The sequence below is a fragment of the Cupriavidus sp. YR651 genome (assembly GCF_900101625.1).
Lineage (GTDB): Bacteria > Pseudomonadota > Gammaproteobacteria > Burkholderiales > Burkholderiaceae > Cupriavidus.
This window is the reverse complement of record NZ_FMYZ01000001.1, coordinates 483,788-507,808: the sequence shown is the minus strand read 5'-3', so window position 1 is coordinate 507,808 and position 24,021 is coordinate 483,788. Positions and strand designations below refer to the sequence as shown.

Genomic DNA, 24,021 nt, shown 5'->3' with positions numbered 1-24,021 from the left:
TGCCGCACGGCGGCGCGCCCCCTTGTGAACAGAGCCCGGGACGCCCGACCGCCCCCAGTCAAAAAAGGTAGGAGAACAATATGTATAACAAGACTTTCTGGAAACAGCTGCTGATTGCGCTGGCACTGTTCCTGGCCGGATGGTTCACCTTCGGCCCTGCCCAGGCACAGGGCAAGCTGGAGAAGACCAAGGTCACCATTGCCGTCGGGGGCAAGAACCTCTTCTATTACCTGCCGCTGACCATCGCCGAGCGCCTGGGCTACTTCAAGGAAGAAGGGCTGGACGTCGAGATCGTCGACTTTGCCGGCGGCGCCAAGGCGCTGCAGGCCGTGGTGGGCGGCAGCGCCGACGTGGTGTCGGGCGCCTACGAGCACACGCTCAACCTCCAGGCCAAGGGCCAGCAATACCAGGAATTCGTGCTGCAGGGCCGTGCCCCGCAAATCGTGCTGGTGGTTTCCAACAAGACCATGCCCAACTTCAAGTCGATCGCCGACCTGAAGGGCAAGAAGATTGGCGTCACCGCGCCGGGGTCGTCCACCAACATGATGGCCAACTTCGTGCTGGCCAAGTCCGGCCTGAAGCCGTCGGACGTGTCGTTCATCGGCGTCGGCGCCAGCGCCGGTGCGGTGGCGGCAATGCGCTCGGGCCAGATCGACGCCATGGCCAACCTGGACCCGGTGATCTCGATGCTGACGCAGAAGAACGAGGTGAAGATCGCCTCGGACACGCGCACGCTCAAGGAAACCCAGGAAGTGTTTGGCGGCAACATGCCGTCGGGCTGCCTGTACGCGTCGGTGTCGTTCATCCAGCAGAACCCCAACACCACGCAGGCGATGACCAATGCAATGGTGCGCGCGCTGAAGTGGCTGCAGAAGGCGGGCCCGTCGGATATCGTCAAGACCGTGCCGGAAAGCTACCTGCTGGGTGACCGCGCGCTCTACCTGGCCGCGTGGGACAAGGTCAAGGAAGCGATCTCGCCGGACGGCGTGATGCCGGCCGATGGCCCGCGCACGGCGCTGAACACGCTGCAGCAGTTCGACGCCGAGTTGAAGGGCAAGCCGATCAAGCTGGAGACGACGTTCACCAACGCCTTCGTCCAGAAGGCCAACGCCAAGTACAAGTAACGCATCCGGTATCGGACATGTCACCCACCGCCCGCCGCGCGACCCCGTCCGGCGGGCGTATGTTTTCTCCCTGCGAGTCATGAGCACGCCTGCACTTTCCCTCGATAACGTTACCTGCACCTTCGTGTCGCGCGAGGATCGCACCCAGCGCTACACCGCCGTGCGCGATGTCACGCTGTCGATCCAGCCTGGTGAATTCGTCTCCGTCGTCGGCCCCACGGGCTGCGGCAAGTCCACGTTGCTGAATGTGGGCGCCGGCCTGCTGGAGCCCTCCACCGGCACCGTGCGCGTGTTCGGCGAGCCGCTCAAGGGCATCAACGCGCGCGCCGGCTACATGTTCCAGGCCGAGGCGCTGATGCCGTGGCGCAGCGCGCTCGACAATGTGATCGCCGGGCTGATCTTCCGAGGCGTATCGCGCGACGAGGCCGTGAGCCAGGGCGAGGAATGGCTGCGCCGCGTGGGCCTGGGCGGGTTTGGCGACCGCTATCCGCATCAGCTCTCGGGCGGCATGCGCAAGCGCGTGAGCCTGGCGCAGACGCTGGTGCTGGACCCGGACATCATCCTGATGGACGAGCCGTTCTCCGCGCTGGACATCCAGACGCGCCAGTTGATGGAAAACGAGGTGCTGGACCTCTGGGCCGCCAAGCGCAAGGCGGTGCTGTTCATCACGCACGACCTGGACGAAGCCATCGCGATGAGCGATCGCGTGGTGGTGCTTTCCGCCGGTCCGGGCACGCATCCGATCGGCGAGTTCGTCATCGACCTGCCGCGTCCGCGCGATGTGGCCGAGATTCGCAATCATGCGCGCTTCGTGGAACTGCACGCCGCGATCTGGGACGTGCTGCGCGAGGAAGTGCTGAAGGGCTACGCGCAGCAGCGCAAGGTGGCCTGAGCCCACAAGAACAACGACAAGATAACGATATGGCTTTCCGTCCCGATTCCAATGGCATGCTGCGCGTCTGGCAGGTGCTGGTCCTGGTGGTGATTCTTTCCGTGTGGCACATGGCCACGCGCTCGCAGCAGGTGGCCTTCTTCTTTGGCGAGCCGCTGATGGTGGCGCAGCGCATCTGGAGCTGGTTCATCGTCGAGCGCGATATCTACATCCACCTGGGCGTGACGCTCATCGAAACGGTGCTGGCATTCGGCATCGGCACGGTGGCGGGGCTGGGCGTGGGGTTGTGGCTGGCGCTGAGCCCGTTCACCTCCGCGGTGCTCGATCCCTACGTGAAGGCGGCCAACTCGATGCCGCGCGTGATCCTGGCGCCGATCTTCGCGGTCTGGTTCGGGCTGGGCATCTGGTCGAAGGTGGCGCTGGCCGTGACGCTGGTGTTCTTCATCGTCTTCTTCAACGTCTATCAGGGTGTGAAGGAAGTGAGCCCCGTGGTGCTGGCCAATGCGCGCATGCTGGGTGCCAACAAGCAACAGCTGCTGCGCCACGTGTACCTGCCGAGCGCGACGAGCTGGGTGTTTTCGTCGCTGCATACGTCGGTGGGCCTGGCCTTCGTCGGTGCGGTGGTCGGGGAGTATCTGGGTTCCGCGCGCGGCGTGGGCTACCTGATCCTGCAGGCCGAGGGCACGTTCGACATCAACACCGTGTTCGCAGGTATCGTGGTGCTGACGGCGTTTGCGCTGGTGCTCGACTGGATGGTGACGGTCGGCGAGAAGCGCCTGATGAAATGGCAGCCGCAGTCGGGCGAGACGGAGAAGCTCTGACGGAGCAGCGCTGAAGGAAGGGCGCTGATGGAAAGCTGGAACCTGGGGCGGCGGGGCCGGGCCAGGAAAAAGGGGCGTCGGCACCAGGCCGCGCCCCTTTGCTGTTTGTGCCGGGCAGGATTACGGCACGATCACGATCTTGCCAGTTACCTTTCGCGCTTCCATGTCCTTCAGCGCCTGCGGCGCCTGGTCCAGCGGATAGCGTGCCGAGATGTGCGGGCGGATCTTGCCTTCCTTCATCCAGCCGAGCATCTGTGCCATGTTGGCCTGGTTCGCGCGCGGTTCACGGCGTGCGAAGTCGCCCCAGAAAACACCCACCAGCGACGCGCCCTTGAGCAGGGCCAGGTTCAGCGGCAGCCTGGGGATTTCGCCATTCGCAAAGCCCACCACCAGGTAGCGACCGCGCCAGCCGATCGAACGGAACGCCGGCTCGGCGTAGATGCCGCCCACTGGGTCATAGATGACGTCCGGGCCCTTGCCGTCGGTCAGCGCCTTCACGCGCTCACGCAGGTCCTCGGTGCTGTAGTTGATCAGCGCATCGGCGCCATGCTCCTTGCAGACCGCCAGCTTTTCATCGGTGGACGCCGCGGCGATCACGCGCGCGCCGATGGCCTTGCCGATCTCGATGGCCGCCAGACCCACGCCACCGGCTGCGCCCAGCACCAGCATCGTTTCGCCCGCCTTCAGTTCGCCACGGTCGACCACGGCGTGATGGGAGGTGCCATAAGTCAGCGTAAAGGCGGCGGCTACATCGAAATCGATGCCGGGCGGCATCGGCACGACGGCATTGGCCGGCGCCTTGGCCTGCGTGGCGAACGCGCCATTGCCCAGGTAGGCGATGACCTTGTCGCCCGGCTTGACGTGCGTGACGCCCGCGCCGATCGCATTGACCACGCCGGCCAGTTCGGATCCCGGCGAGAAGGGCAGTGCCGGCTTCGCCTGGTATTTGTTCTGGATGATGAGGACGTCGGGGAAGTTGACCCCAGCCGCCTTGACGTCGATGACGACCTCGCCATCGCCCGGCACGAGGTCAGGCAGTGTCTCTAGGGAGAGGGAATCGGGCGGGCCCCAGGCTTTGCACAGTACGGCTTTCATCTTGTCTCCGGTCATGGTGTTGTCATGCGCTGACGCGCAGGCTCAGGCAAGTGTAGCCGAAAAAAGCACGGTCGTTCTGTTCGAGCGTGCGTGTGACTTTGCCCGATGTCGATGGCGGCGTGGGGGAGTCGAAAGCTCGCCGCAAGGTCATTGTGGCAAACCGCATCCGCGCTGACACAATCTGCCCTGTTTTGCGTGTTTGCGGGGCTGTTTTGGTGCCGCGAGCGGCGCCTCGCTCAGGTACAATCGCGGCCATGCATATCCTTCTCGCCAACGATGACGGCTATCTCGCGCCGGGGCTTGCCGTTCTGCATGCCGCGCTCGCCCCGCTTGCGCGCGTGACGGTGATCGCGCCGGAACAGAATCATAGTGGTGCATCGAATTCGCTGACGTTGCAGCGTCCGTTGTCTGTCTTCGAGGCGCGCGAAGGCGTGCAGAAGGGTTTCCGTTTCATCAACGGCACGCCGACCGACTGCGTGCACGTGGCGCTGACCGGCCTGCTGGAAGATCGCCCGGACCTCGTCGTGTCCGGCATCAACCAGGGTCAGAACATGGGCGAGGACGTGCTGTACTCGGGCACCGTCGCCGCAGCCATCGAAGGCTATCTGTTCGGCATTCCGTCGCTTGCGTTCTCCCAGGTCGACAAGGGTTGGGAGCATCTCGACGCTGCCGCGCGCGTGGCGCGCGAGATCGTGGAGCGCGTGATTGCCCGCCCGCCCACCGAGCCGTTCCTGCTTAACGTCAACATCCCGAATCTTCCGTACGAGCACATCCTCGGCCAGCGTGCCACGCGACTTGGCAAGCGTCACCCGTCGCAGCCGGTCATCACGCAGGTGAATCCGCGCGGCGACACCAACTATTGGATCGGCCCTGCCGGCGATGCGCGCGATGCCAGCGAAGGCACCGATTTCCACGCGACCGCCAACGGCTACGTCTCGCTGACGCCGCTGCAGCTGGACCTGACCCATCGCGGGCAGCTCGAACAACTCGGACAGTGGCTGGGGTAGGCGTGTTGCTGGCGCCCACGTCACGATCTTCCTGTCTGGATCGCCGCGCGGCGTTATGCGCGGCAATACGCGCGCGCGTCTGCACGCCGGTCTTGCCGACATGAGTTCTCCTCCGCGCCGACCTCGTTTTCCGCTGCCGCTCGATGCGGTGGTGGAGCGCAAGCCCGCACCTGCCCGCACCGCTGGCCTGCCTGCGGTGGGCGGCCAGCGCGCCGCCGCGCCTGCTCCCGCCACGGCCAAGCCGCGCAAGCCGGCGGCACCGCCCGCGTCGCCTCCTGTGCCGGGCAGTGCTGTGGAGGCGCGGGCCTCGGCAGCGACGGCCGGCGGTGGCGGGATGGCGTCCGATCGCGCGCGCGCCGCATTGGCGGCACGGCTGCGTGCCGGCGGCATCCGCGATGAGCGCGTGCTGAGCGCCATCGGCACGGTGCCGCGCCACTTGTTCATGGAACCCGGCCTGGCATCGCAGGCATACGAAGACGCCGCATTGCCGATCGGCCACCAGCAGACCATTTCCAAGCCCTCCGTGGTGGCGCGCATGATCGAGCTGCTGCGCGACGGGCTGACGCCAGACCAGCCGCTCGCGCGCGTGCTGGAAATCGGTACAGGTTGCGGCTACCAGGCCGCGGTACTGAGCCTGGTGGCGCAGGAAGTGTTCTCTATCGAGCGGATCCGTCCGCTACACGAACAAGCCAAGGCGAACCTGCGGCCCCTGCGCGTGCCCAATATCCGCCTGCACTATGGCGACGGCATGCTCGGCCTGCCGCAGGCGGCGCCATTTTCCGCCATCATCCTGGCCGCCGCGGGCATGGAAGTGCCCGAGGCCCTGCTGGAACAGCTAGCCGTGGGCGGGCGACTGATCGCCCCGGTGGTAGCCCCCAACTCTGGCGGACCGGGTCAGACCGTGACCCAGCAACTTCTGCTCATCGAGCGCCTCAATCGGCATCGTTTTCACCGAACCGCGCTTGAAGCCGTTTTCTTTGTGCCCTTAAAATCGGGCACCATCTGAGTCGAACTATGCACACCATCGTGAAATCGGAACATTTCGCACGCGTCGGACAGCTTTTCGCCGTGACCGCGCTGGCCGCAATTCTCGCCGCCTGCGCCAATTCCCCCATGCCGGCCCCGGTTGTGGATCGGACGTCCACGTCAGGTGGCCAGGCCGCCGCGTCGACCGAACCCGCGCCGCCCGGCTACTATCGGGTCAAGCGAGGCGATACGCTTTACCGTATCGCACTGGAAAACGGCCAGTCGTATCGTGACGTTGCCGGCTGGAACAATATTGCCAACGCCAACCAGATCGAAGTGGGGCAATTGCTGCGCGTGGTGCCGCCCAGCGCCGACGTGAATGCCGCGCCGGGTGTGGCCACGGTGCCGGTGGCGCCGGGCACGGTGCAGTCGCAGCCGATCGATGCGGCCCGCCCGGTGGGCACGCCGGTGACAGCCTCGGTGCCGCCGGCGACGCAGGCCGGCGCCGCTTCCGCACCGGCCACGGCGACGCCCCCGGCATCCGCCGCTGCCGCGCCCGCCGCGGACATCCACCTGGCCTGGCCGGCCTCTGGCCAACTGGTTGGAAAGTTTGATGACAAAGGAAACAAAGGCATCGACATCGCGGGTAAAAAAGGTGACTCGGTGATGGCTGCCGACGAGGGTAGGGTGATTCACGTAGGCCCCTTGCGCGGCTACGGGAATCTTGTCATCATCAAACACAACGATACATACCTCACCGCGTACGGTTACAACGACAAGGTGGTGGTGGCAGAGCAATCGACGGTCCGCAAGGGCCAGAAGATTGCCGAAATGGGTAACAGTGATACTGACAGGGTCAAGCTGCACTTTGAGGTTCGCAAGAACGGAAAACCGGTCGATCCGATGCGGTATCTGCCGCCACAGTGAGGTTTCATGCCACGCCAGAAAACTGTCTCATCCGGAGTTGTCAGCAGGACCCGTCGTCCCAAGCAGCCGGTAGGAAAGGCTGGCGTAGCAAAAGCTGACGATGCTGTCGACGCAGGGATCTTCACCGAGGATCCCGCGTCCGACATGGTGCCAGCCACGGACGAGCCGATCACTGCCGTGTCGCGCGCCGGTTTGCGCGAAGCCGACCTGGCTGTCGACGACAACGATCGCGACGACGAAGACGACGAGTCCGAGGACGACGAGGAAGAGAACGGTGCCGAGGCTGCGCCCGAGCACGACGACTTCCGCACCGTGTTGCACACGGAACTGGCTGCAGACACCGTCCAGCACTATCTCAACCGCATCAGCATCAAGCCGCTGCTCTCGGCACCCGAGGAACTGCATTTCTCCACGCTGGCCAAGGGCGGGGATTTCTCCGCGCGCCAGGTGATGATCGAGCGCAACCTGCGCCTCGTGGTCAGTATCGCCAAGGGATACCTGAACCGCGGCGTGCCATTGCTCGACCTGATCGAGGAAGGCAACCTTGGCCTGATGCACGCCATCGAGAAGTTCGACCCGTCGCGCGGTTTCCGTTTCTCTACTTATGCCACCTGGTGGATCCGCCAGAGCATCGAGCGCGCGATCATGAACCAGGCCCGCACCGTGCGCTTGCCGGTGCACGTGATCCGCGAACTCAACCAGGTCCTGCGTGCCAAGCGCCACCTCGAAAAGGGTGGCACGGACGGCCGCGACGCCAGCCTCGAGGACATCGCCCACCTGCTCGGCAAGACGCCGGACGAGGTGCAGGACGTGCTGGCACTCAATGAACACACCACCTCGCTCGATACGCCGTTTGATCTCGACCCGGGCTCCAGCCTGCTCGATTTCCTGTCCGATGAGCACAACGCCGCGCCTGACCAGGAAGTGGCCCACCGCGAGTTGGAAAACCTGATGAAGCTCTGGCTGGCGCGCCTGTCGGAAAAGCATCGCTACGTTGTGGAACGACGCTTCGGCCTCAACCATATCGAGCCGGCCACGCTGGAAGAGCTGGCCGAGGAGATGGGTCTCACGCGCGAACGCGTGCGCCAGATCCAGCAGGAAGCACTCGTCAAGCTCAAGCGGCATTTCGCCTCGCAAGGTGTACGCAAGGACGCCGTTTTATGACCCCTGTGCTGGTATTCGACATCGAGACGATTCCCGATGTCGCCGGCCTGCGCCGTTTGCATGACCACCCCGCATCGATGAGCGACGCCGACGTCGCCGAGCATGCGTTTGCCGCCCGCCGGGAGAAGACCGGCTCGGACTTCCTGCCGCATCACCTGCAGCGCGTGGCCGCGATTTCCTGCGTGCTGCGCCGCACGCAGCGCGACGGCTCGGCGGTGTTCCACGTCGGATCGCTGGGCACCCTGGAAGACGGCGAGGCCACGCTGATCCAGAAGTTCTATGAACTGATCGCGCGCTACAGCCCGCAGCTGGTGTCGTGGAACGGTGGCGGCTTCGACCTGCCGGTGCTGCACTATCGCGGCCTGATCAACGGCGTCGCCGCGCCGCGCTACTGGGAAATGGGCGAGGGCCGCGACGACGACAGCCGCGACTTCAAGTGGAACAACTACATCAGCCGCTATCACATGCGGCACCTGGACCTGATGGACCTGTTGGCGATGTACCAGCCACGGGCCAGCGCGCCGCTCGATGACCTGGCCAAGCTCTGCGGCTTTCCGGGCAAGATGGGCATGGACGGCAGCAAGGTCTGGCAGGCTTACCAGGAAGGCCAGCTCGGCGCGATCCGCGACTATTGCGAGACTGATGTCGTCAACACATACCTGATGTATTGTCGTTTCCAGCTGATGCGTGGTGGCCTGACGCCGCGCGAATTCGACATGGAAATGGCACTCGTGCAGGAGTCGCTGGCAGAGTTGCCCGGCACGCAGTGGATGGAATATCTGCGCGCGTTCCAGTTGCAGCCGATGAGCCCTGAGAGCGAGGACGAATCGTTCTAGCCGGGCTGGTCGGGTTCAGAGATCCACCGTCAGGTGGATCGGCTGGTGGTCGGACGCATCCGTGTCGCCATTGACCTCGCAGCGCAGCACCTTCCCAAGCAGGTTCTCCGTAACGAAGACGAAGTCGCACGCAAACGGCGGCTCCTTCCATTGCGCCTTGTCGTAGAGCGCACAGGTCGGCGCGTGCGGCTGACCCGGATGCCGATGCACCCAAGCGTCGCGCCAGTTCGGCGTGGTGTCCGCATAGGGCGCGAGCATGCGCTGGTAGGCGACGTCGTCCGGCTTGCTGTTGAAGTCGCCGCAGAGAATGGCTTCCGCGGGACGCGGTTCGGGCGTGAACGGCCCCGGCCTGTTTTCCGAACGGCCCGGGCGACGGGCATGGTCGCACGCCTGCGCATGCCAGTCCCGCAGGGCTTCGGCTTGCGCCGTGCGCTGGGTTTGCGAGTAGTACTCCAGGTGCGTGCAAACGATGCGCAACGGATTCGTGCCGATCTGCACCGTCACTTCCAGTGCCACGCGGGGCATGGATGCCACGTCGGGGTCGGCCGGCCAGGGCAGCGCATGGCGGAAAATCTCATGTACGGGGAGCCGCGTGGCCACCACGTTGCCGAACTGTCGATGGCCGCCATCACCGCCTGTGCGGTCCACGCCGGGCGCGAACAGCACGCGGTAGCCGGGCAGCAGGGCCGTGAGCTCCGCGATCTGGTCGCGATTGGGGTTGCCGGGCATGTCGGTGAACCCACGCGTCACTTCCTGCAGGCACAGCACATCGGCATCGGCCATGCTGCGCAGTGTGTCGATGGTGCGCGCAAGGTCCACCTTGCCATCCGCGCCACGTCCCCACTGGATATTCCACGAGATCAGTTCCATCGCTATCCCTCCGAGCGCCGCCCGGCGCCGTGACTGGACTACAATCGCGCTTTCGCAAAACAATACGTCAGGTCCCACTGGTGTCTCAAGCCGTGTCCTCCCAGCTCCACAAAGCGGTGCCGTCAGGTGCTGCACCCGCCGCATCCGTCGCCAACGCGAACCCGTCCGCGGATCCCGTCGTCACGATCGACAGCCTCGACATGGAGGCGCGCGGCGTGGGTCGCCTGGTCAACGAAGACGGTACACCGGGCAAGGTGATATTCGTCGAGGGTGCATTGCCGGGCGAGACCGTCAGCTACCGCAGTTTTCGCCGCAAGCCGAGCTACGAGCAGGCGCAACTGGTGGAGGTGAAGCAGGCGTCGGTGATGCGTGTGGATCCGGGCTGCCAGCATTTCGGCGTTTGTGGCGGCTGCTCCATGCAGCACCTGGATGCGCGTGCCCAGCTTGCCATCAAGCAGCGTGTGCTGGAAGACAACCTCTGGCACCTTTCGAAGGTGCGGCCAGACGTGGTGTTCCGGCCGATCGCCGGACCGGACTGGGGTTACCGGTATCGCGCGCGGCTGACCGTGCGCTACGTCGCCAAGAAGGGTGGAGTGCTGGTGGGTTTTCACGAGCGCAAGAGCAGCTACGTGGCCGACATGACGCGCTGCGAGATATTGCCGCCGCATGTGTCGGCGATGCTGGTGCCGCTTCGCGAGCTGGTGTCGGGGCTCTCCATTCGCGAGCGCATGCCGCAGATCGAGCTGGCCGTTGGCAACGAGGTCACGGCGCTGGTGCTGCGGATCCTGGAGCCGCTGACCGATGCAGACAAAGACCTGCTGCGCGCGTTTGCCGATCGGCACAACGTGCAGTTCTGGCTGCAGCCCAAGGGCCCGGACACGGTCTATCCGTTCTACCCGGCTGATCAGGAGCTGGCCTACACGCTGCCCGAGTTCAGTATTCGGATGCCGTTCAAGCCGACGGACTTCACGCAGGTCAACCACCAGATCAACCGCGTGCTGATCGGGCGCGCATTGCGCCTTCTGGACCCGCAGCCGACTGATCGTCTGCTCGACCTGTTCTGCGGCATCGGCAACTTCACACTGCCGCTAGCCACGCAGGGCACTTCGGTAATGGGAATTGAAGGCAGTGAGGCGCTGACGACGCGTGCGCTGGCCAATGCCGAATACAACGGGCTGGCGGGCAAGACCTCGTTTGCTTGTCGCAACCTGTTCGAGGTGACGGCCGAGGAAATCGCCGCACTGGGCCGCTTCGACCGCTGGCTGGTGGATCCGCCGCGTGAAGGCGCGCTGGCTGTCTGCAAGGCGTTGGGCGAACTGCACCAGGCTGGCAGCGACGTGCTGCCGAAGCGTATCGTCTACGTGTCATGCAGCCCGGCGACGCTTGCGCGCGACGCGGGCCTGCTGGTCCACGAGGCCGGCTATCGCCTGGCCGGCGCGGGTGTGGTGAACATGTTCCCGCACACGTCTCACGTGGAGTCGATCGCGGTGTTCGAGCGCGACTGATGTGTGGCAAGCGCCCATGAAAAAAGCCGGCCCGTTGGCCGGCTTTTTCGTTTCAGCGTGGCTGCGTCAGTCGCGGTTGCCGCCGAAGATACCCAGCAGCGCCAGCAGGTTGGCGAACACGTTGTACACGTCCAGGTAAATCGCGAGCGTGGCGGTCACATAGTTGGTTTCGCCGCCGTTCACGATGCGCTGCACGTCAAAGAGGATATAGGCCGAGAAGATGCCGATCGCGATGACGGATACCGTGATCATCAAGGCCGGCATTTGCAGCCAGATGTTGGCCACGCTGGCCAGGATCAGCAGGATGACGCCGACGAACAGGAACTTGCTCATGCCCGAGAAATCGCGTTTGCTGACCGTGGCGATCGACGCCATCGTGGCAAACACGGCTGCGGTGCCACCGAACGCATACATGATGAGCGCCGGGCCGTTCGAGAACGACAGGGTTGCGCTGATCAGGCGGGACAGCATCAGGCCCATGAAGAACGTGAACGCCAGCAGCAGGACTACGCCCATGCCGCTGTTCTTGGTCTTCTCGATGCCAAACATGAAGCCCATGGCGATCGCGAAGAACAAAATCAGGGACAGGCCGGGGCTACCCGCCATCATCGTGAAGCCGGTGGCCACGCCGATCCAGGCGCCGAGCACCGTCGGGATCATCGAGAGAGCCAGCAGCCAGTAGGTATTGCGTAGGACCCGGTTGCGGACGACGACGTCGGTGACGCCCGCAGCACTATTGCCGAAACCGTAAGTGTTCAGCTTGTTGTTCATGGTGACTCCTGTCATCAGATATCGGTGAGGCGCCGGGGCGACCCGGGCGGCACAGCGTCAATGTGGCATCGCGTCGGCGGATTTGCAAGAGGGGTATTGTCTTCACAACCACCTGCTGCATTGGTTGTTTTCCGAATTCGCACACATTTGACGGGGAACCGTTGCTGCCGTTCCCTTTCTTTGCCGGCAAAATGTGCTGCAAGAATTGCTTTTGGCGATCCCGGGCCGTGCTCCCGCGGGCCCGCCGGTGCCGACGGGGTGCGTGCTCGAAACCGCCATCGTCTCGTGCTAGAATTGCACGTTTAATCCATTTGTAACCCCTTCATTTTTCGGAGTTTTTCATGGCGATCGAACGCACCCTGTCGATTATCAAGCCGGATGCCGTGGCCAAGAACGTTATCGGCCAGATCTACGCCCGTTTCGAGGCCGCCGGCCTGAAAGTCGTTGCCGCGAAGATGGCTCACCTGTCGCGCGGTGAAGCCGAGCAGTTCTACGCTGTGCACAAGGCACGCCCGTTCTTCAAGGATCTGGTGGATTTCATGGTCTCCGGCCCGGTCATGATCCAGGCCCTGGAAGGTGAAAACGCCATCGCCAAGAATCGTGACCTGATGGGCGCCACCGATCCGAAGAAGGCAGAGAAGGGCACCATCCGTGCCGACTTCGCCGACAGCATCGACGCCAACGCCGTGCACGGCTCGGACGCTCCGGAAACGGCTGCCGTGGAAGTGGCCTTCTTCTTCCCGGGCATGAACGTTTACAGCCGCTGATTGTCCCTGACAACACGACTGTCTACTGAAGTATTGCTGGAATTGCTGTCATGAACGATCTCGTCAACCTGCTCGATCTCGACGCGGACGCGCTCACTGCCTATTGCGGCGAGCTCGGCGAGAAGCCGTTTCGTGCGCGGCAATTGCAGCGCTGGATCCACCAGTTCGGTGCCAGCCGCTTCGACGCCATGTCGGATCTCGCCAAGTCGCTGCGCGAAAAGCTGGCGACGCGTGCCGAGATCCGTTCGCCGGCCATCATCACCGACAACGTGTCGTCCGATGGCACGCGGAAGTGGCTGCTCGATGTAGGCGCCGGCAACGCGGTGGAGACGGTGTACATCCCAGAGGACACGCGCGGTACGCTGTGCGTGTCGTCGCAGGCGGGGTGCGCCGTCAACTGCCGGTTCTGTTCGACCGGCAAGCAGGGGTTCTCCCGCAACCTCTCGACCGGCGAGATCATTGGCCAGCTCTGGATGGCCGAATTCGCCATGCGCGCCCAGCTGGGCCGCGGCCCCAAGGACGAGCGTGTCATCTCCAATGTGGTGATGATGGGCATGGGCGAGCCGCTGCTCAACTATGACGCGGTGGTGCCTGCCATGCGGCTGATGCTCGACGACAACGCATACGGCCTGTCGCGCCGTCGCGTGACGCTGTCCACTTCCGGCGTGGTGCCGATGATGGACCGCCTGTCCAAGGACCTGCCGGTGGCGCTGGCCGTGTCGCTGCACGCGTCCAACGATGCGTTGCGCGACGTGCTGGTCCCGCTCAACCGGAAATATCCGCTGGCCGAACTGATGGCGGCATGCCGCCGCTACCTGGAATTCGCGCCGCGCGATTTCATTACCTTCGAATATTGCATGCTCGACGGCGTCAATGACACCGTCGAACATGCGCGGGAATTGCTGAAGCTTGTGGCCGATGTGCCGTGCAAGTTCAACCTGATCCCGTTCAACCCGTTCCCTGAATCGGGGCTGAAGCGCTCGAACAACGAGCAGATTCGCCGCTTCGCCCAGGTACTGATGGATGCGGGCCTGGTTACCACGATCCGCAAGACCCGCGGCGACGACATCGACGCCGCCTGTGGCCAGCTGGCTGGCGAGGTCATGGATCGTACCCGTCTGGCCGAGCGCGGCAAGTTCGGCAAGATCACGCCACTGGTGCCGGTGGTTGCCGCCGGCCAATCTCGGGAGGCCCGTCCTGCATGACCCGTCTGATTGTCGCGGCCCTGATCGGGCTGATGATGTTGTCCGCCTGCACGTTGCCACCCACGCCCACGCAGGATATCAAGACCGCTTCTGACCAGACCGATGCCAGCCGCCGCGCCGGCATCCGGCTGCAGCTCGCTACCCAGTACCTGGATGCGCGACAGTATTCGGTGGCGCTGGACGAGGTCAAGCAGGCGATCGCCATCGACCCCATGCTGGTGGATGCGTACCACGTGCGCGCGCTGGTCTACATGGGCATGAACGAGCAGGTGCTGGCTGAGGACAGCTTCCGCACTGCGCTGAATATGCGCGGCAACGATGCCGATGTGCTCAACAACTATGGCTGGTTTCTTTGCCTGAACGGCCGCTATGCAGATGCGAAATCGATGCTGCAGCGCGCGGTACAGGCACCGTCGGTCAATGGGCCGGTCAAGCCGCTGACCAACCTGGGTGCCTGCGAGTTGCGCAATGGCGACCTGGCATCGGCTGAAAAAAATTTGCAAACGGCCTACGGATATGATCGCAACGATCCGTCAGTTAACACCAACCTGGCGCTGCTGAACTTCCAGCGCGGGGATATGGCGCAGGCCAGGCAGTTCGTTGGCCGCGTCAACAATAGCCGATTCGTCAGCGCGCAGTCCCTCTGGCTGGGTGCGCGCATTGCTCGTCGCCAGGGCGACGCCGAGACGCAGAGCGCCATGGTGGCGCAACTGCGCAGCCGTTTCCCAGACTCGCGCGAGCTGACCGCATTCGAGAGAGGAGCTTGGGATGAGTGAACAAGAGCGCGCCGAAAGCCAGGCTGCAACGACGGCACACGTCGGCGGCGGCGCGACAGACTCCGATCGTGAGGCCGTGGCTCGCGAAATCGGGGCGCAGCTGAAAGAAGCGCGCGAAACGCAGCGCATGTCCCTGGAAGACGTCAGCGCCCGCCTGAAGGTGGCCTCGGCCAAGCTGGCAGCGATCGAGTCGGGCAATGTGTCGAGCCTGCTTGACGTGACGTTCGCGAAGGGCGTGATGCGCGCGTATGCACGCTCGCTCCATGTCGATATCGATATGCTGTTGGGCCGCTACCATGCGCAGGCCCAGGCAATGCCCGTGGCGGAAATCACGCGCCGACATGAAGGGGCGCTCAACCAGACCTTCGATGATCGCAAGCGCTTCGGGACCCGCAGCGCGGGTGGATCGGGCGGCCGTCTGGTCTGGCTGTTCCTCGTGGTGGCTGGGCTGGCAGCGGGCGGCTATTTCGGTTTCGACCATGCCAAGGCATGGCTGGAAGCCCGAAACAAGGCCGCAGCGGAGGCGCCGGCCGTGGCCGAGGAGCATGAAACCGCCCCGCAAAGCAACAATGATGGCACCGTGACCGCGGCGCTGCCTCCGGTGATGGCGGGCAATGATTCTCCTGCCCCGTCCGAAGCCCCGCCGGCGAGCGTGGCCGGCATGCCGCTCGCCACTGGTGGTGCCCTGGGTCCGTCCGAGGCCGCGCCCGCCGCGCCCGAGGCGCCGGTCATCAAGGCAGCGTCGGCTCCTGCGGCGCCGGTCGCCAAGGTTGCGCCGGCTTCCGCGGCAGCGGCCGCCACCGCCACGACCGCAGCACCTGCCGTGGCCAAGGGTGATGGCCAGGTGCAGATCCGTTTCTCGGCCGATTCCTGGTACGAGGTTCGCGACCGCAGCGGCAAGGTCATTCTCGGGGGTACGGCCAAGGCCGGCGATGCCGTGAGCGGCACCGGCGCGGGCGGACCCTACAAAGTCATACTTGGTAATGTGAAAGGCGTGGAGTCGATGACGCGCAATGGCGCGCCCGTCGATTTCCAGTCGGCCAACCGAAACAATGTGGCGCGCCTGACGCTGCAGTAATGCGGATGTAGGTGGCGCAGTCAGCCATGCAAGAAGGTGGTAATGCTATGAACCAGAAGGCCTTCCAGCCGGTCGTTCCCGGTCCGCTGCCGCGTCGGCAATCGCGCCAGGCGAGCGTCGCGTGGGGCGACAATATCGTCACGATTGGCGGTGGTGCGCCGGTGCGCGTGCAGTCGATGACGAATACCGATACGGTCGATGCAATCGGCACGGCTATCCAGATCAAGGAACTGGCCCGTGCCGGTTCGGAGATCGTCCGGATCACCGTCAATACGCCTGAGGCCGCTGCTGCGGTGCCGGCCATTCGCGAGCAACTGGATCGCATGGGTGTGAACGTGCCGCTGGTCGGCGACTTCCACTACAACGGTCACACGCTGCTGCACGACTATCCCGAGTGTGCCCAGGCGCTCTCGAAGTACCGCATCAACCCCGGCAACGTGGGCAAGGGCGCCAAGCGCGACACGCAGTTCGCGCAAATGATCGAAATGGCGTGCCGCTATAACAAGCCGGTACGCATCGGCGTGAACTGGGGCAGCCTGGATCAGGCACTGCTGGCGCGCGTCATGGATGAGAACGCCCAGCGCGCCGAGCCGTGGCCAGCGCAAAGCGTGATGGTCGAGGCACTGATCACGTCGGCGATCGAATCCGCGCAGAAGGCCGAGGAGATTGGCCTGCCTGGCAGCCAGATCATTTTGTCGTGCAAGGTGTCGCAGGTGCAGGAGCTGGTCGCGGTCTATCGCGAGCTGGGCCGCCGCTGCGACTATGCGCTACATCTGGGCCTGACCGAAGCCGGCATGGGCAGCAAGGGCATTGTGGCGTCGACCGCTGCGCTGTCGGTGCTGCTTCAGGAAGGCATCGGCGACACGATCCGTATCTCGCTGACGCCGGAACCCGGTGCGCCACGCGAGAAGGAAGTCTACGTCGGCCAGGAAATCCTGCAGACGATGGGGCTGCGCAATTTCACGCCGATGGTGATTGCATGCCCCGGCTGTGGCCGTACCACCAGCACCACGTTCCAGGAACTGGCTGCCAGCATCCAGGCTTACCTGCGCGAGCAGATGCCAACCTGGAAGACCACCTATCCGGGCGTGGAAGAGATGGACGTGGCGGTGATGGGCTGCATCGTCAATGGTCCGGGCGAAAGCAAGCATGCCAACATTGGCATCTCGCTGCCGGGCTCCGGCGAATCGCCGGCGGCACCGGTCTTCGTGGACGGCGTGAAGGTAAAGACGCTGCGCGGCGAGCGCATCGCCGAGGAATTCCAGGCGATCGTCGACGAGTACGTCCGTACGCACTACGGCCCCGGCGCCACGCAAGCAAAACAGGAAGCGGTGGCCTGAGATCCTGAACCGGTCAGGGCAGGGCATCACTGCGAGCAACGAATCAGACATGAGCGAAGACAAGACGAAGGCCGCCAAGGCACTGCAGGGCGTGAAGGGCATGAACGACATGCTGCCCGCCGACGCCCCGCTGTGGGAAATGTTCGAGAACGCCGCGCGCAGCATGCTGCGTGCCTACGGCTATCAGCAGATCCGCACGCCAATCGTCGAACATACGCAGCTGTTCATCCGCGGCATCGGCGAGGTGACGGACATTGTCGAGAAGGAGATGTACTCCTTCACCGACGCGCTGAACGGCGAAAACCTGACGCTGCGCCCGGAGGGCACGGCAGCGGCGGTGCGTGCGACGATCGAGCACAACCTGCTGTACGACGGCCCCAAGCGGCTCTGGTACGCAGGACCGATGTTCCGCCACGAGCGTCCGCAGCGTGGGCGATATCGTCAGTTCCACCAGCTCGGCGCCGAGGCGCTGGGCTTTGCCGGCCCGGACGTGGATGCCGAGATCATTCTCATGTGCCAGCGGCTGTGGGACGATCTGGGGCTGATCAACGTCCGGCTGGAGCTTAATTCTCTGGGCCAGGCGCATGAGCGCGCCGCGCACCGCGAGCAGCTGGTCAAGTATCTGGAAGGCTTCCAGGACATCCTGGACGACGACAGCAAGCGCCGTCTGTACACCAATCCGCTGCGGGTGCTGGATACGAAGAATCCCGCGCTGCAGGAGATGGCGGCCAACGCACCGAAGTTGATCGATTTCCTGGGCGAGGAATCGCTGGCTCACTTCGAAGGCGTGCAACGCCTGCTGAAGGCCAACAACATCCCGTTCAAGATCAATCCCCGCCTGGTGCGCGGCCTGGACTACTACAACCTGACCGTGTTCGAGTGGATCACGGACAAGCTCGGCGCACAGGGCACCATCGCCGGCGGTGGCCGCTACGATCCGCTGATCCAGCAGATGGGCGGCAAGCCGGCCCCGGCTTGCGGCTGGGCGATGGGCGTCGAGCGGATCATCGAACTGATTCGCGAAGAGAATCTGGTGCCGGAGGCTTCCGGTTGCGACGTCTACATGGTTCACCAGGGCGAGGCTGCCAGCCAGCAGGCGATGATCGCGGCGGAGCGGTTGCGGGATGCTGGCCTGGACGTCGTGCTGCATGCCACGCCGGATGGCAAGAGCGGCAGCTTCAAGTCGCAGATGAAGCGCGCCGACGCGAGTGGCGCATCCTTTGCCGTTATTATTGGCGACGATGAAGTGGCCGCCGATGTGGTGCAAGTCAAGCAGCTGCGCGGCGGCAGCGCGGGCGAAGGTGGCCCGCAAGCCAGCGTGCCGGCTGGAAGCGTGGTCGACTATGTCATCGACGCGATGGTCAATGCCATCGAGTCCGACGACGACGCCGACGACGAGCAATAGGCAAAGCAACAGCAAGCAGCGTGGCCGCCCCGGGTGCGGCCGCACTTTTCAACCTATGCGGGTAACTGCCTCGACATGGCTTACGATCTAGAAGAACAGGAACAGCTTGAGAGCCTCAAGGCTTGGTGGAACCAGTACGGCAACATCATCACCTGGATCCTGATTGCCGCCTTGCTCGCGTTTGCGGCCTGGAGCGGCTGGAACTACTGGCAACGTGTGCAGGCGCGCGATGCGGCGCTGCTGTACGAGCAGGTGACGAAGGCCGCTGAAAGCCGTGACGCCGATCGCGTCAAGCGGGCGGCTACCGACCTGGAAGACAAGTTCGGTCGCACGGCCTATGGCCCGATGAGCGCGCTGGTCGCGGCCAAGGTGCTGTACGACGCCGGCGACCTGGCTGGCACCAAGTCGCAACTGCAGTGGGCCATCGACCATGGCGGTGAAGACTACGCCCCGCTGGCGCGCGTGCGTCTGGCTGGCGTCCTGCTCGATGAGAAAGCCTACGACCAGGGTCTGGCGTTGCTCAAGGACGAGCCGCCTGCACAGTACGAAGCCCTGTTTGCAGATCGCCGCGGCGATCTGCTGGCCGCGCAGGAGAAGCGCGACGACGCCCGTACCGCCTATCGCCGCGCGCTGGACAAGCTCGGCGCCGGCGAAGCCGGCATGCGCCAGATCATTCAGTTCAAGCTCGACGCGCTGGGCACGGCCTGAGCGGACCTTCATTCCATCTAGGATCGTATCTCTATGACGTCATTGCTTCGTGCAGCTGTCTCCCGCCCGTCGTCCCGCCGTGTCGCCCGCGCGCTCGTCGCCGGCACCTGCCTGGGCGTGCTGGCAGGCTGCTCGCTGTTCAGCAAGGAAAACAAGCATCCGCCGACGGAACTGAAGCCGGTTTCGGCGACGCTGTCGGTCAAGCAGGCCTGGAAGGCCGATGTCGGCAAGAGCGGCGCCTACGTGATGGCGCCCATGGCGGCCGGCAACAACGTGTACGTATCGGCCAGGAACGGCACGGTGCTGGCCCTCGAGGGCAACACCGGGCGTACGTTGTGGAAGGCCAAGACGGACATCGACCTGACGTCGGGCCCGGGTTCCGACGGTTCTGTGACGTCCGTGGCCGGCGAGAAGGGCGCGGTTTACGCGTTCGACAGTAGCGGCAAGCAGATTTGGAAGAAGCAGGTCAACGGTGAGGTGCTGTCGGCGCCGCTGGTTGGCAACGGTCTGGTGGTGGTGCGTACGACCGATACGCGCGTGATCGGGCTGGATGCCCAGACGGGGGAACGCCGCTGGATCTATCAGCGCTCCCAGACCCCGCTGAACCTGCGCGCGGCCATGGGCATGGTGTTTGCCGGCGACGGCATCGTCACGGGCTTCCCAGGCGGCAAGATTGGCGTGCTGGCGCCGGCCAACGGCGTGCTGCGCTGGGAAAGCACGGTGTCCTATCCGAAGGGCGTGTCCGAGATTGAACGCCTGAACGATGTGACCGGCGTGCCCGTGATCAATGGCCGCCAGGTGTGCGCCACCACGTTCCAGGGCCGTGTGTCGTGCCTGGAACTGGCCAACGGCCAGCCGCAGTGGGGCAAGGATTTCTCGTCGCCGACCGGTCTCGCGCAGGACGACACTTCGCTGTTCGCGAGTGACGAGACGTCGACGGTCTTCGCGTTCGACCGCCAGAACGGCAACGAGCGCTGGAAGAACGACCAGCTGCGCTACCGTGGCCTTGGCGCGCCGTTGGCGCTGGGCCGCTCGGTAGTGATAGGGGATTTCGAAGGCTTTGTCCACTTCCTGTCCCGTGATGATGGGCAGGTCGTGGCACGCATGAAGACCGATGGCAGCGCCATCAGCGCGGCACCCGTGGTGGCCGGCGAAACGCTGATCGTCCAGACCCGCGACGGCGACATCTACGGCTTCGTGCCGAACTGATCGCCAACGCACGCAAGCCCGTCCGTGCCCCTGTCGCACGGACGGCGCCAATCCGGTAGCATGATCCCTGGTCGTGCCAACAACCTTGGAATGGGGCCCGGCGCCCGATTCCGCCCGACAGGAAGAGCGGCCAGCCGCGCATAAGGCGCGTTGGTTGTCGGATCAACATGACTCCGGAGTTGCTGGGGGACGGCGCAAGCTTCCCCCTGTTTCCATTTATTGCATGAAACCAGTTATCGCACTCGTCGGCCGTCCCAATGTGGGCAAGTCGACGCTATTCAATCGCATGACCCGCTCGCGCGACGCACTTGTCGCGGACCTGCCGGGTCTGACGCGGGACCGTCACTACGGTGAGGGCCGCATCGGCGATCGTCCATTTATCGCCATCGACACGGGTGGTTTCGAACCCGTGGCCAAGGACGGGATCGTGGCGGAAATGGCCAAGCAGACCCGCCAGGCCGTGGTCGAGGCCGATGTCGTCATCTTCCTCGTCGATGGCCGCCTCGGCCTCGCGCCGCAGGATCGGGTGATTGCCGATTACCTGCGCAAGACCGGCCGCCGCATCATGCTGGCGATCAACAAGGTCGAGGGCATGAAGTACACCTCGGTGGCGGCGGAATTCTACGAGCTGGGCATGGGCGATCCCTATGCCATTTCGTCGACGCATGGCGACGGCGTGAGCGAACTCGTCGACGAGGCGCTGGAGTTGGCGGTGCAGGAGCGCCCCGAGCTGGCCGAGCAGGACGATGCGGGCCAGCACGGCGTCAAGATCGCCATCGTGGGCCGTCCGAACGTGGGCAAGTCCACGCTCGTGAACACGCTGATCGGCGAAGAGCGCGTCATCGCGTTCGACATGCCGGGGACCACGCGCGATGCGATCTATGTGGAGTTCGAGCGTGGCGGCAAGCCGTACACGCTGATCGACACGGCTGGCCTGCGCAAGCGTGGCAAGGTGTTCGAGGCCATCGAGAAGTTCTCGGTGGTGAAGACGCTGCAATCGATCGCCGATGCCAACGTGGTGGTGCTGCTGCTGGATGCCCAGCAGGACATTTCCGAACAGGATGCACACATCGCCGGCTTCATCGTCGAATCAGGCCGGGCACTGGTGGTGGGCGTGAACAAGTGGGACGGCCTGGATGGCCACACACGCGACCGCATCAAGCATGACCTGGAGCGCAAGCTGCAGTTCCTGAGCTTTGCCAACGTGCACTTTGTGTCCGCGCGCGAGCGCACGGGCATCGGTGCGTTGATGCGTTCGGTGGACGATGCGTACGCCGCCGCGATGGTCAAGCTGCCCACGCCGCAACTGACGCGCGTGCTGCAGGAAGCCGTGGAATTCCAGCAGCCGAAGCGAGTGGGAGCGTCGCGGCCGAAGCTGCGCTATGCCCACCAGGGCGGTTCCAATCCGCCCATCATCGTGGTGCACGGCAATGCGCTCAGCGGTGTGGCAGAGACCTATCGGCGCTACCTGGAAAATCGCTTCCGGACGGCGTTCAAGCTCAAGGGCACACCGCTGCGCATCGAATTTCGTACGAACAAAAATCCCTACGCCGACTCGAAGGAATGAGCCCAAATGGTGCCTTTCCTCGTGGGCAACTTTCGTTTGCGTTCGTTTGGAACTGCGGCTAAATTCACGGTAGCAGGGGGAGCCCTGCGCGTTGATGCCAGCCTGGTACCGTTTTGATCTTTTTTCTGGCGCGGTTTTGCGCCAACTGACTTGAACCGGGGATTTCCGTCCCCATCATCCATCACTAAATCTATAATTTTGGAGTGTGCCATGAGCAACAAAGGGCAATTGCTACAAGACCCGTTCCTGAACGCGCTGCGCAAAGAGCACGTGCCGGTTTCCATCTACCTCGTCAATGGCATCAAGCTGCAAGGCAACATCGAGTCGTTCGACCAGTACGTCGTTCTGCTGCGTAACACCGTGACGCAGATGGTCTACAAGCATGCGATTTCCACCGTCGTGCCCGCGCGCGCGGTCAACTTCCGCGTGGATGACTCCGCCGAGGCCTGATCTTTCCTCTTTCGCTGCCGGCCGCATCGTCTTGCGGCCGCAGCCTTGCGTGACCCACCTCCAGTGCCGCCCCGTGCGGGCGATACTATCCGCCGCCACTTCCCGTCCGAATCTGTTTCCGACTCCGAGTCTTGCGGCACCCGGCCGCGGCACGTTGCCGCAGTCCGGACATTTCTTGTCTTAACAACGTTTCATCCTTCGGCGCTTCGCGTCCCCCCGCTTGCAACCCAGAGCTACCTCCAATACCGATCCCTCGCGCGCCATCCTGGTCGGCGTCGATTTCGGCAAGCATGACTTCCAGGAAAGCCTGTCCGAACTGGCACTGCTGACCAGCACGGCTGGCTCCGTGCCCGTGCATACGCTGACGGGCAAGCGTTCGCGTCCCGATCCGGCGTTGTTTATCGGCTCGGGCAAGGCGGATGAACTCAAGGAAGCGGCTGATGCGCTGGACGCGGATGTGGTCGTGTTCAATCACGCATTGAGCCCGGCCCAGCAACGGAACCTGGAGCGTTTTCTGCAGCGCCACGTGATCGATCGCACTGGCCTGATCCTCGATATCTTTGGTCAGCGTGCGCAGAGCCATGTCGGCAAGGTGCAGGTGGAGCTTGCACAGGTGCAATACCAGGCGTCGCGCCTGGTTCGCGCATGGAGCCACCTGGAGCGGCAGAAGGGTGGTATCGGCATGCGCGGTGGCCCCGGCGAGCGCCAGCTTGAGCTGGACCGACGGATGCTTGATGACCGAGCCAAGCGGCTCAAAGCCGACCTGTCGCGCCTGCAACGCCAGCACCATACGCAACGCCGTGCCCGCGCGCGCAATGACACGCTCAGCATCTCGCTGGTCGGCTATACCAACGCGGGCAAATCGACGCTGTTCAACGCGCTGACCAAGGCGCGCGCCTATGCGGCCGACCAGCTGTTCGCCACGCTCGACACCACGTCCCGCAGGCTGTTTCTGGACGGACTAGGCAACGTGGTGCTGTCGGACACCGTGGGTTTCATTCGCGACCTGCCGACGCAACTTGTGGCGGCTTTCCGCGCGACGCTGGACGAAACCGTGCACGCCGACCTGCTGCTGCATGTGGTGGATGCATCGAGTCCCGTCCGGCACGAGCAGATCGAGCAGGTCAATCGCGTACTGGCGGAAATCGATGCGATCGATATCCCGCAGATCGTCGTGATGAACAAGATCGATGCAGCGTCCGAGCTGATGGAGCAGGGCCCGCGCGTGGAGCGTAATGAAGACGGCGTGCCGACCCGCGTCTTCGTCAGCGCCCGCGAGGGGCTGGGGCTGGACGCGCTGCGCCAGTCGATCGTTGATGTGGCGCAATGGCTGGCCTCGCAGCCGGAAGCACCAGAGCCTTACGACCCCCGGCTGGCCGAAGTGCCGATGCTGGCCGGCGACGATGACGGCTGGGACTCCGGTGACGAGCCGGCGGACCAGGCGGACGGTGCCGATGATGGCGCCGACAAGACCTCAGACGAGGATCGACGGGCCTGACACCGCCCAAACTGATCGTCGTTAGGCGAGATTCGCCGCC

Annotated in this window: 23 protein-coding genes; 20 read left to right on the top strand and 3 right to left on the bottom strand. The window is 64.3% G+C overall.

Annotation, left to right across the window (positions count from 1 at the left end; genetic code table 11):
• Positions 1-80: 80 nt before the first annotated feature.
• The 3 genes from BLR29_RS02215 (at position 81) to BLR29_RS02205 (ending at position 2,837) form a co-directional block, all read left to right on the top strand.
• Positions 81-1,124, top strand: a complete 1,044-nt coding sequence (locus tag BLR29_RS02215) for an ABC transporter substrate-binding protein (protein ID WP_092134291.1) — start codon at positions 81-83, stop codon at positions 1,122-1,124.
• A 79-nt stretch (positions 1,125-1,203) separates the two neighbouring features.
• A complete protein-coding gene (locus tag BLR29_RS02210; protein WP_092134290.1) occupies positions 1,204-2,016 on the top strand; it encodes an ABC transporter ATP-binding protein in 813 nt (270 codons plus the stop codon).
• Between the two features lie 29 nt (positions 2,017-2,045).
• Positions 2,046-2,837: an ABC transporter permease gene (locus BLR29_RS02205; protein ID WP_092134288.1), complete on the top strand. Its 792-nt coding sequence runs from the start codon at positions 2,046-2,048 to the stop codon at positions 2,835-2,837.
• A gap of 120 nt (positions 2,838-2,957) precedes the next feature.
• Here the strand turns inward: BLR29_RS02205 and BLR29_RS02200 are convergent, their stop codons facing one another.
• Complete coding sequence (locus BLR29_RS02200) at positions 2,958-3,932, bottom strand: NADPH:quinone oxidoreductase family protein (protein WP_092134287.1); 975 nt, start codon at positions 3,930-3,932, stop codon at positions 2,958-2,960.
• A gap of 254 nt (positions 3,933-4,186) precedes the next feature.
• On the opposite strand from BLR29_RS02200, the gene surE reads away from it, so the two are divergent.
• From surE to BLR29_RS02175, 5 genes are all read left to right on the top strand, one after another.
• On the top strand, positions 4,187-4,939 hold the full coding sequence (gene surE / locus BLR29_RS02195; RefSeq protein ID WP_092134285.1) for a 5'/3'-nucleotidase SurE: 753 nt from the start codon (positions 4,187-4,189) through the stop codon (positions 4,937-4,939).
• Positions 4,940-5,039: 100 nt separating this feature from the next.
• Positions 5,040-5,945 (top strand): protein-L-isoaspartate(D-aspartate) O-methyltransferase, encoded by a 906-nt coding sequence (locus BLR29_RS02190; RefSeq protein WP_092135385.1) that lies wholly within the window; start codon positions 5,040-5,042, stop codon positions 5,943-5,945.
• Between the two features lie 8 nt (positions 5,946-5,953).
• Complete coding sequence (locus tag BLR29_RS02185; protein ID WP_092134283.1) at positions 5,954-6,832, top strand: peptidoglycan DD-metalloendopeptidase family protein; 879 nt, start codon at positions 5,954-5,956, stop codon at positions 6,830-6,832.
• 6 nt (positions 6,833-6,838) lie between these two features.
• Positions 6,839-7,996, top strand: a complete 1,158-nt coding sequence (gene rpoS, locus BLR29_RS02180) for an RNA polymerase sigma factor RpoS (RefSeq protein ID WP_092134281.1) — start codon at positions 6,839-6,841, stop codon at positions 7,994-7,996.
• Entirely contained in the window at positions 7,993-8,832 is an 840-nt protein-coding gene (locus BLR29_RS02175; protein ID WP_092134279.1) for a 3'-5' exonuclease, read from the top strand. Before rpoS ends, BLR29_RS02175 begins: the two co-directional genes overlap by 4 nt.
• A 15-nt stretch (positions 8,833-8,847) precedes the next feature.
• Here BLR29_RS02175 and BLR29_RS02170 read toward each other — a convergent pair whose 3' ends face one another.
• On the bottom strand, positions 8,848-9,702 hold the full coding sequence (locus BLR29_RS02170) for an endonuclease/exonuclease/phosphatase family protein (protein WP_092134278.1): 855 nt from the start codon (positions 9,700-9,702) through the stop codon (positions 8,848-8,850).
• 116 nt (positions 9,703-9,818) lie between these two features.
• On the opposite strand from BLR29_RS02170, the gene rlmD reads away from it, so the two are divergent.
• Positions 9,819-11,207 carry a 23S rRNA (uracil(1939)-C(5))-methyltransferase RlmD gene (gene rlmD, locus BLR29_RS02165; protein WP_255371103.1) on the top strand — a complete coding sequence of 463 codons (1,389 nt, stop codon included), beginning with the start codon at positions 9,819-9,821 and terminating at the stop codon, positions 11,205-11,207.
• A 66-nt stretch (positions 11,208-11,273) separates the two neighbouring features.
• Here rlmD and BLR29_RS02160 read toward each other — a convergent pair whose 3' ends face one another.
• Complete coding sequence (locus BLR29_RS02160; RefSeq protein ID WP_092134276.1) at positions 11,274-11,978, bottom strand: Bax inhibitor-1/YccA family protein; 705 nt, start codon at positions 11,976-11,978, stop codon at positions 11,274-11,276.
• Between the two features lie 341 nt (positions 11,979-12,319).
• On the opposite strand from BLR29_RS02160, the gene ndk reads away from it, so the two are divergent.
• The 11 genes from ndk to hflX all read left to right on the top strand — a co-directional run bounded on the left by ndk (position 12,320) and on the right by hflX (position 23,981).
• Positions 12,320-12,745, top strand: coding sequence for a nucleoside-diphosphate kinase (gene ndk / locus BLR29_RS02155; RefSeq protein ID WP_092134274.1), 426 nt, complete (start codon positions 12,320-12,322; stop codon positions 12,743-12,745).
• A 50-nt stretch (positions 12,746-12,795) separates the two neighbouring features.
• Entirely contained in the window at positions 12,796-13,950 is a 1,155-nt protein-coding gene (gene rlmN, locus BLR29_RS02150) for a dual-specificity RNA methyltransferase RlmN (RefSeq protein ID WP_092134272.1), read from the top strand.
• Positions 13,947-14,726: a type IV pilus biogenesis/stability protein PilW gene (gene pilW / locus BLR29_RS02145; protein ID WP_092134270.1), complete on the top strand. Its 780-nt coding sequence runs from the start codon at positions 13,947-13,949 to the stop codon at positions 14,724-14,726. The genes rlmN and pilW overlap by 4 nt, the downstream gene beginning before the upstream one ends.
• Positions 14,719-15,804 carry a RodZ domain-containing protein gene (locus tag BLR29_RS02140; protein WP_092134268.1) on the top strand — a complete coding sequence of 362 codons (1,086 nt, stop codon included), beginning with the start codon at positions 14,719-14,721 and terminating at the stop codon, positions 15,802-15,804. Before pilW ends, BLR29_RS02140 begins: the two co-directional genes overlap by 8 nt.
• 47 nt (positions 15,805-15,851) lie before the next feature.
• Positions 15,852-17,144, top strand: coding sequence for a flavodoxin-dependent (E)-4-hydroxy-3-methylbut-2-enyl-diphosphate synthase (gene ispG / locus BLR29_RS02135; RefSeq protein WP_092134266.1), 1,293 nt, complete (start codon positions 15,852-15,854; stop codon positions 17,142-17,144).
• Between the two features lie 49 nt (positions 17,145-17,193).
• Positions 17,194-18,549 carry a histidine--tRNA ligase gene (gene hisS / locus BLR29_RS02130; protein WP_092134265.1) on the top strand — a complete coding sequence of 452 codons (1,356 nt, stop codon included), beginning with the start codon at positions 17,194-17,196 and terminating at the stop codon, positions 18,547-18,549.
• 75 nt (positions 18,550-18,624) lie between these two features.
• Positions 18,625-19,257, top strand: a complete 633-nt coding sequence (locus BLR29_RS02125; RefSeq protein WP_092134263.1) for a tetratricopeptide repeat protein — start codon at positions 18,625-18,627, stop codon at positions 19,255-19,257.
• Positions 19,258-19,290: 33 nt separating this feature from the next.
• Positions 19,291-20,466 (top strand): outer membrane protein assembly factor BamB, encoded by a 1,176-nt coding sequence (gene bamB / locus BLR29_RS02120; RefSeq protein WP_092134262.1) that lies wholly within the window; start codon positions 19,291-19,293, stop codon positions 20,464-20,466.
• 223 nt (positions 20,467-20,689) lie between these two features.
• Entirely contained in the window at positions 20,690-22,033 is a 1,344-nt protein-coding gene (gene der / locus BLR29_RS02115; protein WP_092134260.1) for a ribosome biogenesis GTPase Der, read from the top strand.
• Positions 22,034-22,243: 210 nt separating this feature from the next.
• Positions 22,244-22,483 (top strand): RNA chaperone Hfq, encoded by a 240-nt coding sequence (gene hfq, locus BLR29_RS02110; protein WP_012353158.1) that lies wholly within the window; start codon positions 22,244-22,246, stop codon positions 22,481-22,483.
• 220 nt (positions 22,484-22,703) lie between these two features.
• Entirely contained in the window at positions 22,704-23,981 is a 1,278-nt protein-coding gene (hflX, locus tag BLR29_RS02105; RefSeq protein ID WP_092134259.1) for a GTPase HflX, read from the top strand.
• Positions 23,982-24,021: the final 40 nt, after the last annotated feature.

Bases quoted from the DNA above. Each gene is read 5' to 3' on its own strand.
- BLR29_RS02215 (WP_092134291.1), top strand. From the start codon at position 81: ATGTATAACAAGACTTTCTGGAAACAGCTGCTGATTGCGCTGGCACTG.
- BLR29_RS02210 (WP_092134290.1), top strand. From the start codon at position 1,204: ATGAGCACGCCTGCACTTTCCCTCGATAACGTTACCTGCACCTTCGTG.
- BLR29_RS02205 (WP_092134288.1), top strand. From the start codon at position 2,046: ATGGCTTTCCGTCCCGATTCCAATGGCATGCTGCGCGTCTGGCAGGTG.
- BLR29_RS02200 (WP_092134287.1), bottom strand. From the start codon at position 3,932: ATGAAAGCCGTACTGTGCAAAGCCTGGGGCCCGCCCGATTCCCTCTCC.
- surE (WP_092134285.1), top strand. From the start codon at position 4,187: ATGCATATCCTTCTCGCCAACGATGACGGCTATCTCGCGCCGGGGCTT.
- BLR29_RS02190 (WP_092135385.1), top strand. From the start codon at position 5,040: ATGAGTTCTCCTCCGCGCCGACCTCGTTTTCCGCTGCCGCTCGATGCG.
- BLR29_RS02185 (WP_092134283.1), top strand. From the start codon at position 5,954: ATGCACACCATCGTGAAATCGGAACATTTCGCACGCGTCGGACAGCTT.
- rpoS (WP_092134281.1), top strand. From the start codon at position 6,839: ATGCCACGCCAGAAAACTGTCTCATCCGGAGTTGTCAGCAGGACCCGT.
- BLR29_RS02175 (WP_092134279.1), top strand. From the start codon at position 7,993: ATGACCCCTGTGCTGGTATTCGACATCGAGACGATTCCCGATGTCGCC.
- BLR29_RS02170 (WP_092134278.1), bottom strand. From the start codon at position 9,702: ATGGAACTGATCTCGTGGAATATCCAGTGGGGACGTGGCGCGGATGGC.
- BLR29_RS02160 (WP_092134276.1), bottom strand. From the start codon at position 11,978: ATGAACAACAAGCTGAACACTTACGGTTTCGGCAATAGTGCTGCGGGC.
- ndk (WP_092134274.1), top strand. From the start codon at position 12,320: ATGGCGATCGAACGCACCCTGTCGATTATCAAGCCGGATGCCGTGGCC.
- rlmN (WP_092134272.1), top strand. From the start codon at position 12,796: ATGAACGATCTCGTCAACCTGCTCGATCTCGACGCGGACGCGCTCACT.
- pilW (WP_092134270.1), top strand. From the start codon at position 13,947: ATGACCCGTCTGATTGTCGCGGCCCTGATCGGGCTGATGATGTTGTCC.
- BLR29_RS02140 (WP_092134268.1), top strand. From the start codon at position 14,719: ATGAGTGAACAAGAGCGCGCCGAAAGCCAGGCTGCAACGACGGCACAC.
- ispG (WP_092134266.1), top strand. From the start codon at position 15,852: ATGAACCAGAAGGCCTTCCAGCCGGTCGTTCCCGGTCCGCTGCCGCGT.
- hisS (WP_092134265.1), top strand. From the start codon at position 17,194: ATGAGCGAAGACAAGACGAAGGCCGCCAAGGCACTGCAGGGCGTGAAG.
- BLR29_RS02125 (WP_092134263.1), top strand. From the start codon at position 18,625: ATGGCTTACGATCTAGAAGAACAGGAACAGCTTGAGAGCCTCAAGGCT.
- bamB (WP_092134262.1), top strand. From the start codon at position 19,291: ATGACGTCATTGCTTCGTGCAGCTGTCTCCCGCCCGTCGTCCCGCCGT.
- der (WP_092134260.1), top strand. From the start codon at position 20,690: ATGAAACCAGTTATCGCACTCGTCGGCCGTCCCAATGTGGGCAAGTCG.
- hfq (WP_012353158.1), top strand. From the start codon at position 22,244: ATGAGCAACAAAGGGCAATTGCTACAAGACCCGTTCCTGAACGCGCTG.